The sequence below is a fragment of the Aeromonas sp. ASNIH4 genome, from assembly GCF_002934425.1.
Taxonomy (GTDB): Bacteria; Pseudomonadota; Gammaproteobacteria; order Enterobacterales; family Aeromonadaceae; genus Aeromonas; species Aeromonas hydrophila.
Genome location: NZ_CP026217.1, coordinates 3024111 through 3036931, shown reverse-complemented (window position 1 = coordinate 3036931; position 12821 = coordinate 3024111). Strand labels below are relative to the sequence as shown.

The 12821-nt window shown below is 64.1% G+C and carries 11 protein-coding genes; 6 read left to right on the top strand and 5 right to left on the bottom strand.

The window, feature by feature from the left end; genetic code table 11:
* Nucleotides 1-16: 16 nt before the first annotated feature.
* Entirely contained in the window at nt 17-319 is a 303-nt protein-coding gene (locus tag C2U40_RS13905; RefSeq protein ID WP_103829176.1) for a hypothetical protein, read from the top strand.
* On the opposite strand, the gene C2U40_RS13900 is transcribed toward C2U40_RS13905, so the two are convergent.
* Nucleotides 316-1149, bottom strand: a complete 834-nt coding sequence (locus C2U40_RS13900; RefSeq protein WP_039213141.1) for a HAMP domain-containing protein — start codon at nt 1147-1149, stop codon at nt 316-318. The two genes, C2U40_RS13905 and C2U40_RS13900, sit on opposite strands and share 4 nt — an antisense overlap.
* 135 nt (nt 1150-1284) lie before the next feature.
* Entirely contained in the window at nt 1285-2559 is a 1275-nt protein-coding gene (gene bioA, locus C2U40_RS13895; protein ID WP_181014964.1) for an adenosylmethionine--8-amino-7-oxononanoate transaminase, read from the bottom strand.
* Nucleotides 2560-2750: 191 nt separating this feature from the next.
* Here bioA and bioB point away from each other — a divergent pair, with 191 nt between their 5' ends.
* From bioB to htpX, 5 genes are all read left to right on the top strand, one after another.
* A complete protein-coding gene (bioB, locus tag C2U40_RS13890; RefSeq protein WP_103829178.1) occupies nt 2751-3839 on the top strand; it encodes a biotin synthase BioB in 1089 nt (362 codons plus the stop codon).
* Nucleotides 3836-5032 carry an 8-amino-7-oxononanoate synthase gene (gene bioF, locus C2U40_RS13885; RefSeq protein WP_103829179.1) on the top strand — a complete coding sequence of 399 codons (1197 nt, stop codon included), beginning with the start codon at nt 3836-3838 and terminating at the stop codon, nt 5030-5032. Before bioB ends, bioF begins: the two co-directional genes overlap by 4 nt.
* Nucleotides 5022-5825: a malonyl-ACP O-methyltransferase BioC gene (gene bioC, locus C2U40_RS13880; protein ID WP_103829180.1), complete on the top strand. Its 804-nt coding sequence runs from the start codon at nt 5022-5024 to the stop codon at nt 5823-5825. Before bioF ends, bioC begins: the two co-directional genes overlap by 11 nt.
* A gap of 82 nt (nt 5826-5907) precedes the next feature.
* Nucleotides 5908-6588: a dethiobiotin synthase gene (gene bioD, locus C2U40_RS13875; protein ID WP_011705390.1), complete on the top strand. Its 681-nt coding sequence runs from the start codon at nt 5908-5910 to the stop codon at nt 6586-6588.
* A 112-nt stretch (nt 6589-6700) separates the two neighbouring features.
* Entirely contained in the window at nt 6701-7573 is an 873-nt protein-coding gene (htpX, locus tag C2U40_RS13870) for a protease HtpX (RefSeq protein ID WP_011705391.1), read from the top strand.
* A gap of 59 nt (nt 7574-7632) precedes the next feature.
* Here htpX and C2U40_RS13865 read toward each other — a convergent pair whose 3' ends face one another.
* The 3 genes from C2U40_RS13865 to C2U40_RS13855 all read right to left on the bottom strand — a co-directional run bounded on the left by C2U40_RS13865 (nt 7633) and on the right by C2U40_RS13855 (nt 12691).
* The gene (locus C2U40_RS13865; protein WP_103829181.1) at nt 7633-9345 is read right to left on the bottom strand and encodes a methyl-accepting chemotaxis protein; all 1713 of its coding nucleotides are present in this window, start codon (nt 9343-9345) and stop codon (nt 7633-7635) included.
* An 82-nt stretch (nt 9346-9427) separates the two neighbouring features.
* Nucleotides 9428-10630 carry an ISL3-like element ISAeme19 family transposase gene (locus C2U40_RS13860; protein ID WP_081000878.1) on the bottom strand — a complete coding sequence of 401 codons (1203 nt, stop codon included), beginning with the start codon at nt 10628-10630 and terminating at the stop codon, nt 9428-9430.
* 246 nt (nt 10631-10876) lie between these two features.
* The gene (locus C2U40_RS13855) at nt 10877-12691 is read right to left on the bottom strand and encodes an MOSC N-terminal beta barrel domain-containing protein (protein ID WP_181014818.1); all 1815 of its coding nucleotides are present in this window, start codon (nt 12689-12691) and stop codon (nt 10877-10879) included.
* Between the last annotated feature and the right edge of the window lie 130 nt (nt 12692-12821).

The window sequence follows — 12821 nt, the reverse complement described above, 5'->3', positions numbered from 1 at the left end:
CCGGCTGACACGGGTGTTGCAGGGGCTGGTGATGCTCTGCTGGGGCGGCTTCATCGGCCTGCTCTCCCTCTACCACTTCGCCAGACCTCAGACGGCCTACGGTTTTCTGGTCTATGGCGGGGTCAGGGTACGCCAGAGCTGGGATCCCCTGTTCACCCCCTGGTTGCTGCACGGGCTCTGGGGTTGCTGCCTGCTGACCCTGGCGGTGCTGCTGGCGGAGCGCCGACGCTGCCGGCGGCAGGAGGACACGGGGCGGGTGCACCTGACCATCTTGCTGCTGATCCTGATGGCCAGTCTGCTGTTCTACTACCTGGGCTAGCCCTCTTTTCTTCTCTCTGTCGCCTTCTGCTCGCTCCCCTCCATCGGCGCGGCGGGTCGTTTGCCGAGCTGACGCTCCACGCTGTCGAGCATCTGGTTGTAGGCGAGCGCCACCCGGCCAATCTCGTCCCCTTCATCCCCTTCCAGCCGGTGACCGAAGTCGTGCAGGTCGGTGGCCTCCTCCATGGAGCGGGTCAGCTGGTTGAGGGGGCGGACGATCCAGGTGCGAATGACCCAGAGGGTCAACAACAGCCCCAGACCGAAGATGACGGTGAGGCTCAGCGCCGAGGTGAGGATGTTCTGCTCGACCCGGGTAAACAGGGTATCGAGGGAGTAGTCAAAGCGCACCGCCCCCAGCACGGTATTCTCCGGCACCAGGTGGCAGCTGGTGCAGTCGGTGCCGCGAAAATCCTTCTTGGCCAGCAGCGGGCGGGTCACCACCAGCTTGCTGTGCATGCCGTCGTGCACCACCTCCAGGCTGCCCTTGCCGGCCAGTGCCAGCTCATCGAACCTGTCTTTGGGCTGCTCGCTCTGGTGGCCGACCCCGTACTGCTTGCTCACCGCCTCGCTGCGCACGATGCGGGCATCCTCCACGTGGGCGTGCTCGAGAAACTTGCCGCGCAGGGTGTCGCGGGCATCCATCTTGCCGGTCAGCATCAGCATGTTGAGGCCGTCGAAGTAGGCCTCGGTCTGCTCGCGGCTCTGCTCCTTGATGAGAGTCAGGATCAGGTCGCGCTCGCGCACCGCCTGATAGGCGGCGGAGAACACCAGCACCATGGAGAAGATGAACAGCAGGAAGAAGTTGATTTTGGCAGCAATGGAGAGGCGCATGGGAACGGTACATCTGTTGGGTAAAACCCGCGCAGTCTACGCGTCTTGGTCGCCCGGGTCTGGTGTCTCGCTCACATTCTGATGAAAAAGAGTCAAAAGACCCTGCCTGGTCGGGCAGGGCCTGCCACGTCTGACTCAGAACTCGCCGCTGTGGATGGCGGCGGTGATGGCGTTGGTCAGCACGGTTAATTGTGCCGGGCTGATGACGAAGGGGGGCATCAGATAGACCAGCTTGCCAAACGGCCGGATCCAGGCTCCCAGTTCGACGAATTTGCGCTGGATGCGCGCCACGTCCACCCGCTCCTTCATCTCTACCACCCCGATGGCGCCAAGCACCCGCACATCCGCCACCGCCGGGTGCAGGGTTAGCTCCACCAGTTCGGTTTTGAGTTGGTGTTCGATGGCGCGGACCCGCTCCTGCCACGGCGAGGCGAGCAGCAATTCGATGGAGGCGTTGGCCACGGCGCAGGCCAAGGGGTTGCCCATGAAGGTCGGCCCATGCATGAAGACGCCGGCTTTCCCATCACACACGGTGCGAGCCACATGCTCGGTCGTGAGCGTGGCCGACAGCGTCAGATAGCCGCCGGTGAGCGCCTTGCCCAGACACATGATGTCGGGGCTGATGCCGGCCCAGTCGCAGGCAAACAGCTGGCCGGTGCGGCCAAAGCCGGTGGCGATCTCGTCGGCAATCAGCAGCAGGCCGAACTCGTCGCACAGGGCGCGTACCCACTGCAGGTAGCGGGGATGGTAGAAGCGCATGCCGCCGGCGCCCTGCACTATGGGTTCGAGCACGATGGCGGCGATTTCCTCGTGATGATCGGCTACCTGGGTGGCGAGCTCCACCACGCACTGCTCGTCCCACTCGGCGTGGAAGCGGCAGCTGGGCGCTTCGACAAAATGGTGCTCGGGCAGGAAGCCCTTGTAGATCTCGTGCATGCCGCCATCCGGATCGCAGACGCTCATGGCGCCGAAGGTGTCACCGTGATAGCCGCCGCGCAGGGCGACAAACTTGGCCCTGGGCGTCCCCTTGGCGTGCCAGTACTGCTGCGCCATCTTGAGTGCCACCTCTACCGCCACCGAACCGGAGTCCGCCAGAAATACCCGATCCAGCCCAGCCGGGGTGATCTCCACCAGCTTGCGGCAGAGATCGACGGCGGGGGCGTGGGTGAGGCCGCCAAACATCACGTGGGACATCTTGCCGAGCTGGGCGGTGGCGGCCGCATCGAGCTCCGGCACCTGATAGCCGTGCACGCAGGCCCACCAGGAGCTCATGCCATCCACCAGCTCGCGGCCGTCGCTGAGGGTGAGGGTCACTCCCCTGGCACTGGCCACTTCATAGCAGGGCAGGGGATGGGTGAGGGAGGTATAGGGGTGCCAGACGTGGTGCAGGTCGAATTCTTGATTGGTCATTTTGCGTTCTGTTGTCAATTGGTTTGATCTGGTCGGTGTTGACAGTCTACGCGCGCTCTCTACACTAGCCAACAATTTCAGCCACTTGGCTGCGTGCAACCCGACTCGGGTGCCGGCCGGGTGGCGGCTTCTGTGTTTGCCCATGCAAGCTGGCGGCGCAGGATCCCACTTATAACAATTGGAAGCCATGTATGAATGTTGTCACCGCGGGCGCTCACGCCCTTCGTCACGACTGGACCCTCGCCGAGGTTCAGGCCCTGTTTGCCCTGCCATTCAACGATCTGCTGTTCCGGGCCCAGACCGTCCACCGCGCCCATTTCGACCCGAACGAAGTACAGGTGAGCACCTTGCTCTCCATCAAGACCGGTGCCTGCCCGGAGGATTGCAAGTACTGCCCCCAGAGCGCCCGCTATCACACCGGCCTCGAGGCCGAGCGGCTGATGGAGGTGGAGAAAGTGCTGGAGCGGGCCCGCGAAGCTAAGGCCAACGGCTCGTCCCGCTTCTGCATGGGGGCCGCCTGGCGCAACCCCAAAGAGAAGGACATGCCCTATATCCTGCGGATGATCGAGGAGGTGCGCGGGCTCGGCATGGAGACCTGCATGACGCTCGGGATGCTCACCGCCGATCAGGCGGCGCGTCTGGGCGCCGCCGGCCTTGACTACTACAACCACAACCTCGACACCTCGCCGGAGTTTTACGGCGACATCATCACCACCCGCACCTATCAGGACCGGCTCGATACCCTGGAGCATGTGCGCGGCGCCGGCATGAAGGTCTGCTCAGGCGGCATCGTCGGCATGGGTGAGCAGGCGAAAGATCGGGCGGGCCTCTTGATGGTGCTGGCCAACCTGCCGCGCCACCCCGAAAGTGTGCCCATCAACATGTTGGTCAAGGTGAAGGGGACGCCGCTGGAGGATCAGGAGAACCTCGATCCGTTCGAATTTATCCGCACCATCGCCGTGGCGCGGATCATGATGCCGGCCTCCCATGTACGCCTCTCCGCCGGGCGGGAGAAGATGAACGAGCAGATGCAGGCCATGTGCTTTATGGCGGGGGCCAACTCCATCTTCTACGGCTGCAAGCTGCTAACCACCCCGAACCCGGACGAGAACAGCGACATGCAGCTGTTCAAGCGGCTCGGCATTCGCCCCGCCCAGCGGGCCCAGAAGCCGGATCAGGTTCAAGAGGAGGAGCTGCTGGCAGAGGTGAGCCGCCAGAGCGAGCCCACCGAGATGTTTTATGACGCCACCCGCCCCCGTGCAGGAGCTGCGCGGTCATGAACGGCCCTGCAGTCACGGGCCCCTTTGGGTTGAGCGCGGCGCTGGCCGAGCGCGAGCAGGCAGGCCTGCTGCGCAGCCGCATCGCGACCGACGGCGCAAGTGGCGGACGGCTCAGGGTGTCGGGGCGCGATTACCTCAACTTTTCCGCCAACGACTATCTGGGGCTTGCCGATCACCCCGCCATCAAAAGCGCCTTCCAGGAGGGGATTGACCGCTATGGCGCCGGTGCCGGCGCCTCGCCGCTGGTGACCGGTTACAGCCGGGCCCACCAACAGCTGGAAGAGACGCTGGCTGACTGGTTGGGGGTGGAGGCGGTGCTGCTGTTCAACTGCGGCTTTTCCGCCAACCAGGCGGTGCTCAAGGCCTTGCTCGGCAAGGCGCACCTGTTGTGGCAGGACAAACTCAACCACGCCTCCCTACAGGAGATGGGCAGCCAGCTGCCCTGCAAGATGAAGCGCTTCGGCCACAACGACATGGCGGCCCTTGAGCGGCAGCTTGAGCCAAATCGCGGGCTTATCGTCTCGGAGGGGGTGTTCAGCATGGACGGGGATCAGGGCCCCTGGCGCGAGCTCGCAGCCCTGGCCGCCCAGAGCGGCAACTGGCTGATGATCGACGATGCCCACGGTCTCGGCGTATTGGGGCCACAAGGGCGCGGCACCCTGGCGGCGCAGGGGGTTGCTCCTGCCAGCGTGCACATCCAGATGGGCACCTTTGGCAAGGCGCTCGGGGTGGCTGGCGCCTTTGTGGGCGGCAGCCGCGAGCTGGTGGCGTATCTGGTGAACTTCGCCCGCCACTATGTCTACAGCACCCATATGCCGGCTGCCCAGACCTGCGCGGTGCGCCAGAGCATCGAACTGGTGCGCGCCGCCGACGAGGCCCGCGCCCAGCTTGGTAAGCTGATCGCCCGTTTCCGACAAGGGGCACAGGCGCTGGGTTGGCAACTCGGTGCCAGCACTACCTCCATCCAGCCGCTGCTGGTGGGGGAGAGCATCGCTGCCCTGCAACTGGCCGAGCGGCTGCGCGAACGCGGTGTCTGGGCTGGCGCCATCCGTCCGCCCACGGTGCCGGTCGGTACGGCGCGGCTGCGCATCACCCTCTGCGCGGCCCACAGTGAACAGGATGTGGATCGGCTGCTCGATGCCCTCGGCCCCTGCCCGGCGGGCGACGAGAGAGGAGGCAGTCATGCTCCATGAGCGTTTTCAGGCGGTCGACAAGGCCCAGCTTGCCCGCCGTTTCGGCGCCGCCGCCCGTCACTACGACGCCCACGCCCGCTTCCAGCAGGAGGTGGGGCTGGCGCTGCTGGAGCGGATGCCGGACAGGCAGGTTGGCACAGATCTGACAGTGAGTGGGCTGGATCTGGGCTGTGGCACCGGCTTCTTCCTGCCGGCGTTGGCCGGGCGTTGCAGCGAGCTGACCGGGCTGGATCTGGCTCCCGGCATGCTGGCGCAGGCCGCCCTTCGCGGCAGCGGCGCCCGCCTGCTGTGCGGCGATGCCGAGCAGCTTCCCTTTGCCGATGAGACGTTTGACTGGGTCTTCTCCAGCCTAGCGCTGCAGTGGTGTGAGCGACCGGCCCAGGCCTTTGCCGAGCTGCACCGGGTGCTCAAACCCGGCGGCCGGCTGCTGTTCTCCACCCTGCTGGCCGAGTCGCTTTGGCAATTGCGTGAGGCCTGGCGCACGGTTGACGAGTGTGATCATGTAAATCGCTTCCTCAGCCTGCCACAATTGCAGCATGCCATCGCCGCCGGCGGTTTTGCCGCCCCGACGTTGGAGAGCCTGACCTGGTCGCTCGGCTACCCCGAGCTCAACGGCTTGCTGCGCGATCTCAAGGGGATCGGCGCCAGCCAGGTCAATGACGAGCGTCATACCGGACTCAGCAGTCGCCAGCGTCTGCAGCGCCTGAGCCAGGCCTATGAAGCCCATCGCCAACCGGACGGCCTGCTGGCCGCCAGTTATCAGGTGTGCCTCGGCCAGCTGATCCGCCGCTAACCGGTCTCATGGGCCGAGAGAATTGAGAAGCCGCTGCCCGCCATCGCGAGCCCGGGCAGCGGCCCCGTATTGAGGAGTCATCATGGTCAAATCCTTCTTCGTCACCGGCACCGATACCGATGTGGGCAAGACGCTGGTCGCCCGTACCCTGTTGCTGGAGTTCGCCGCCCACGGTCTGCGCTGCGCCGGTTACAAACCCATCTCCGCCGGCTGTGCCCGCACCCCGGACGGGCTGCGCAATCTTGATGCCGTGCTGCTGCAGGAGGCGGCGAGCCTGCCGCTGCCCTACGATCTGGTCAATCCCTACGCCTACGAGCCGCCCATCGCGCCCCATATCGCCGCCAGCGAAGCGCGCGATGCCATTACCCTGAAGGGGTTATCTGACGGGCTGCGCCAGATTGAACAGGCGGGGGCCGAGCTGGTGGTGGTGGAGGGAGCGGGGGGCTGGTTCCTGCCGCTTGATCGCAAACATCTGCTGTCGGACTGGGTCAAGCAGGAGAACATGCCGGTCATCATGGTAGTGGGGGCCAAACTGGGCTGTCTCAACCATGCCCTGCTCACCTTCGCCGCCATTCGCAACAACAACCTGCCGGTGGCGGGTTGGGTCATCAACCGGCTGCACGGCTCCATGAGCCACTATCAGGAAAATCTGGACACCCTGCGGGGCTTGCTGCCGGCTCCGTTTTTGGGTGAAATACCCTTTGTAAACAATCCGCTCGAGGCTGATCTGCGCGGGCGACTCGACATTTCGCCCCTGCTCTGAATCCGACATTCAGCGAACATTCATAGAAACTGTCTATTATGCGTGACAGGTGTGGCCCGACCGGCAGCGAACTGGTGACGGGCCACGCGTCCATATCTCACAAGGAGTCAATATGAAGCGAATTATGCTATTCCTGGTGACCAACCTGGCCGTCATGCTGGTGCTGGGGGTGGTACTCAATATCCTGTTCTCGGTTCTGGGGATCAACAAGTCCAGCATTTCCGGTCTGTTGGTGTTCTGTGCCGTGTTCGGTTTTGGGGGTTCCTTTATCTCCTTGCTGATGTCCAAGTGGATGGCCAAGCGCAGCTATGGCGTCCAGGTCATCGAGCAACCCCGTAACGAGACCGAGCACTGGCTGGTCAGTACCGTGGCCCGTCAGGCCCGTGAAGCGGGCATCAAGATGCCGGAAGTGGGGATCTACGACTCCCCCGAGATGAACGCCTTCGCCACCGGCGCCCGCCGTGACGACTCGCTGGTCGCCGTGTCGTCCGGTCTGCTCTACAGCATGAGCCGTGACGAGGCGGAAGCCGTGCTGGCCCACGAGGTGAGCCACGTGGCCAACGGCGACATGGTGACCCTGACCCTGATCCAGGGGGTGGTGAACACCTTCGTGATGTTCTTCGCCCGCATCGTGGCCGGCGTCATCAGCAACTTCTTCAGCTCCAACAACGACGAAGAGAGCAGCAGCACCGGCGGTTTTGCCTACATGATCACCGTGTTCGTGCTGGAGATGCTGTTCGGTGTGCTGGCCTCCATCATCGTCATGTGGTTCAGCCGTCAGCGTGAATTCCGCGCCGACGCCGGCGCCGCTAAGCTGGCCGGCCGTGACAAGATGATCGCCGCGCTCCAGCGCCTCTCCCGCGGTGCCGAGCCGCAGCTGGAAGGCTCCATGATGGCGTTCGGCATCAACGGCAAGCGCTCCATGAGCGAGCTGTTCATGAGCCACCCGCCCATCGAGCAGCGCATCGCCGCCCTGCGCGGTTAAGCGTACCGTACCAATGAGAACGGCTGCCCTCGGGCAGCCGTTTTGCTTTGTGCGCGTGGCTACAGCTTGAAGTGGGCCATCTCCTGGCGCAGCAGCCGCGACAGTTGCTTGAGCTTGGCCGCCTCCTGCGAGACGTGGCGGGCAGCGTCCCCCGACTGCTCGGAGAGAGAGGTGATGTTGCCGACGGTGGAGACCACCTCGTTGGCGGCGGTGGACTGCTCGCGCAGGGTGTGGCTGATCTCCCCCATCAGGCCGGTCAGGTTGGATGCGTGGTTCTGGATGCTGGCGATGGCCTCGCCGGTCTGGCTGGCCAGGCTCACCCCGCGGGAGACGTTGTTGACCGTGTTCTCCATGCTGCGGATGGAGGCATCCGCCCCGCTCTGGATCTTGCCGATCATGCCGGTGATCTGCTGGGTGGAGGCGGCCGAGCGGCTGGCGAGGTTGCGCACCTCGTCGGCCACCACCGCAAAGCCGCGCCCCTGCTCGCCGGCCCGCGCCGCCTCGATGGCGGCGTTGAGCGCAAGCAGGTTGGTCTGATCGGCGATGCCACGGATCACCTCGATGATCTCCGAGATCTGCTGGGTGTGGCTGTTGAGATCCGCGATGCTGCTGGCGGCGTTGGAGACGGTATCCGAGATGCTCTGGATGCTGTCGAGGGTCTGCTTGATGACCCCGGAGCCTTCCGCCAGGGTGTTGGCGGAGACCTTGCTCAGCTCGTCGGCGTGAGTGGCGTTGTCTGAGAGGTGGCTGATGCTCACCACCAGCTCCTCGATGGCGGCCGCCATGGTCTGGGTGCTGGTCTGCTGGGAGGTGGCGAACTGGGCGGTCTGCTCCGCTATCTGGGCGATGCTGTCGGCCGAGCCGGAGAGCTCTTCGCTGGAGTGGGAGACCTGGGCGATGATCCCCTTGAGGGTACCCTGCATGGTAGCGAGCAGGCCGATCAGGCTCTCCTTGGCACCGGCCGGCACCTTGATGGGCTGGGAGAAGTCCCCCTCGGCCAGGTGATTGAGATCGCTTCTGAGCTGGCTGACCGAGGTGCCGACCAGGTCGAGCAGCGCCTTGTAGGTGCGCCAGAGGAAGAACATCAACACCAGGCCCAGCGCGATGAACAGGTAGCGCAGCATGGCGGACTGGCTGGTGGCATCGTCCACCGCCTGCTGGGTGCGGTGCTCCATCAGGACGTAGAAGTCGTCGATGGGGGACATGATGCGCCCCTTGTTCTGGTGATAGGCCTTGTCATGCATCATGGCGATGGCCTTTTGCTGGTTGGCGGCCAGATCGCCGTCCGTCTGCTGCACCAGCTTGAAGGCGGCCACCTCGGTGTTGACCAGGGCATCCGAGTTGTTCTTGGCCTCGTTGAGCTTGGCCAGCTCCTCTTCGGTAAAGCCGGTCTCCTTCATCAGGTCGATGAGGCCACGGCGCACCTGGCTGTCGGGCCGCGGGTTCTGGCCGTTGGCGGCGACGAAGTCCCAGTAGATGCGGTTGTAGCCCTGCGGCCGGTTTTGCTCCCCGTTGCGAATGGCCAGGATCCGCATGTACTGCTGTTCGTAAGCCGGATCCTTGGTGATCACGTAGGTGCGGCCGAGGCGGGTCAGGTCGTCGGAGGATTGCCGCAGTTCATCGGCCAGCAGATAGGATTGATAGCGTTGCTGATAGCTCTGCTCGAGTTGCGTTCCTGACCAGCTGTAGGCAAAAAATACCAGCGACAGCAGGATCAGGGTGACGACGGAGAGCAGCAGGTTGAGCTGAAAGGCGGGTCTGTTCTGTTCCATGGTTTGAGCGTCCTTATTCTCACCGGATAACCCCCTTGGTCAGACGGCAAAGGCCGCTACGTCGGAGGGGTTTTGTTGTGGTTCATCGCGGCTTTCCGGGGAAGGCCGCCTTGATTTTCAGAAAAAAGTATTCTGAGTCCCTAAATCCATATGCCATACGCTTTATCACTTTGATCTTGTTGTTCACCCCTTCCAGCACACTCGTGTGCATCGGGTAGTTTGCACTCGCCAGGATCCCCCGCATATATTTCGATAAATTTCGACCAAATCGTTGCAGCGGCGCTAGCCCGCTTTCCTTCACCTGCCGCATCCAGCTCCGCCATCGTCGCCATCCTTCCCACACGCTCGGCGCATACCAGATGCCCTTCAACCCCTCTTTCAGCACGTACACCATCGCCAGCGGTTGATTCGCCGCCAACAGCTCCTGCAACTTCACATCCTGTTTTTCACTCAACTTCGCCCGATTACGTAGCAGCAACCAACGCGCACTTTTGACCACTTTTCGCGCCGGTTTATCGCTTTTCAGTGCATTCGCCTGCTCCACTCGCACCCGGTCCACCACCTCTCGGCCATAGCGAGCCACCACGTGGAACAGGTCGTAGACCACCTCCGCCTGCGGGCAGTGTTGCTTCACCTCCAGGTCGAACGCCGTGTTCATGTCCATCGCCACCGCTTCAATCTGCTGGCATCGCTCGCCGAGCTGCTCGAAGAAGGGACGGATAGCGGCCCGGCTGTTGCCGTGCCCCACCCACAGGACGCGGGTTCGCTCGGCATCCATGATCACGGTGGCATAGCGGTGTCCCTTGTGCAGGGCAAACTCATCCATCACCAGCCGCCGCACCTCCCCAAGTTCGATGGTGCCCACACTGGTCTGCAAACGGCGCTTGTCGATCTCCTTGATGGTGTGCCAACCGACCCCGGTGAGCTGGCTGACATGGCGGATGGGGAGGTACTGAACGAGCGCTTCAATCCAGCACTGCATGCGCCGGGTGAGGCGGGAGCCAGAGGGGAGCCAGTCGATATGTTCACTGACGCGACCACAGCGCAGACAGTCGACGCGGCGAACAGGCAGTTGTAACCAGACTTGTCGGTCAAATAGGTCTCGCTCACGCACCCGGCGGATACGTTGGTCGTGGATCAATGGCGTGGGTTGCAGGCATCGGCGACAACGGGGCAAGAAGTCGGCGCGAGGCTCAAGGGTAAACAGGGTGTGATGGTTGGCAGAAAGCGCTTGGGCGATGACGGTATAACCTGGCCAGAAGGAGGCAATATCAATATGATGCACGGCGACAGCAGGGTGATGGTGGTGGTGTGTTTGGAGACAGCCAGTTTACCAGCACCCTGTCTGTCAACTTCCACTTCCCCAAGATCCCGCGAAGAACCTTTGTTGTTGCTGTGAGTATAGGAGCGGGGCCCGGCAAGGTTGCGGGGGTTTGGAGAAAAGGTGGAGGCGAGGGAAAGGGTACCGATGCGGGGAGAAAACGGCCGGGAGCGGGCCCCCGGCCGGTGGGGTTATCGCTGCTCGATCACCTTATTTGATGACAAGGTCGGTGAGCGGCACGGCGCAGCAGGTGAGGATCTTGCCCTCGGCCCGTTCGGCGGCGGTGATGGCCGGGGCATCGGGGTGATCCACCTCGCCCTCGAGCAGGGTCTGCTTGCAGCTGCCGCAGATGCCGGCGCGGCAGCTCCAGGGCAGATCCACCCCTTGCTTGTGGGCCTGATCCAGCACGGTACCCTGATTGTTGCCGGCAAAACTCTGCTTGCCGATGCGCAGTTGCACCGCCTGGTGGGGGCGTGCCACCGAGAGGATGGCGCCGCCAAAACTCTCCTGGCGGATCCGCTCGGCGGGCACGCCAAGGGCGGCCAGTCTGGCGGCCGCATCGGTCATAAAGCCGTGGGGGCCGCAGATAAACACCTCCCGTCCGGCAAGCTGCTTGACTTGTTTGAGGTGCTCATTGTCCAGCCGTCCCTTGAGCCCCTGCCAGTGCGTATCGGGTTGGCTGAGGATCAGGGTGAGGGTCATCCCCTGCTGTGCCAGGGCGTGCAGTTCGGCGGCGGCGGGAATGTCCGCCTCGCTGCGGCACAGGTGCATGAAGTGCACGTCGCCAAGCTCCCCGCGCAAGGCCAGAGTGCGGGCAATGGAGAGCATGGGAGTGACCCCCGAGCCTGCCGAGAGCAGCAGTAGGGTGCGCCCGGAGCCTAGGTGAAACTCACCGGCCGGCGCCGCGGCCAGCAACCGGTCACCGGGTTGCAACTGCTGGTGCAGCCAGTGGGAGATGCGACCGCCCCCCACCTTCTTGACGCTGATGCTGTAACGCTCGGGCCGCTCCGGGGTGGAGCTCAGGGTATAGCGGCGCTGCAGGCGCTCGCGCCGCAGGCCGAGGCCAATGTCCAGGCTGATGGGCAGATGCTGGCCCGGCAGATAGTCGGGCAGGGGCTCGCCATCGGCCGCCTCGAACCAGAAGGTCTCCAGATCCCGCGCCAGCGGCTCGCGGGCCACGCACACCAGCTCCCGTTTTTTCGGGGCGGCGTTGGGGTAGACGGGGGCGCGGGCGCGCTCCAGCACCTCTATCTCGCTGCCCGCCTCAATCCAGCCCTCGTTGAGGGCCACCAGGTTCTGGCCGAAGTAGACCTCGCCATCCTCGCCGCGCCGATAGCGGGTGAGGGTAGCCAGCGGCTCCTTGAGGGCATTGAAGCGATCCGTGCCCGGCTCCACCGTGGTCATGATGCAGCGGCTGCAGGGCTTGGCGACCCGAAACTCCACCTCGCCGATGCGGATCCGTTTCCAGCTGTCCTCCTCGAAGGGGAGGGTGCCGCTCGCCACCAGGTTGGTGCGAAACTGGCTCATCTGGTGCAGCGCGTCGGATCTCAGGTTGAGATCCTCCAAAGAGGCCTGGCTTATCAGCAGCAGCGGATAGCCGTCGGCAAAGCTGACCCGGGTGCCGGTTTTCTCCCGAAAGCGGGCGGACTCTTCACCAAGCCAGAGCAGCTGAACCGGCTCCCCCGCCACCTGACTCAGCCACTGATCGGCCTGAGGCTGGGTCTGCAGGGCGCTGAAGCTGTCGCTCCAGACTCCGGTGGCCTGGGGCGTGCGGGAAAACTCCCGCTCTTGCAGGATGAGGGGCTCAAGGCCCGGATAGCGCAGCTGCAGACCGCCCTCGAGGGGGGTGGCGACTACCTGCTGCAACTGGGGATGGGTGCGGGCGGTGATGAAGCTGCCGTCCGGCTTGACCACCATGTAGCGGCGATCCCCCTGCAGCCCCTCTTCGGTGACCAGGGCGCGGGTCAGTGGCATGCCTGCCGTCGACTTGATGGGGTAAAGATGAATGCTGGCGAGCTTGGGCATGGCCGGGTCCTTGTGCTGTGGTGGTTCCAGTGCAGGAGACAAGATAATGGGAGCTGTTCCGTGCAGCAATCGTTGCAGGGGGACGGCCTGATGCGCCCGGCTCACGGGGTCCGACAACGGCGTGGCGTTG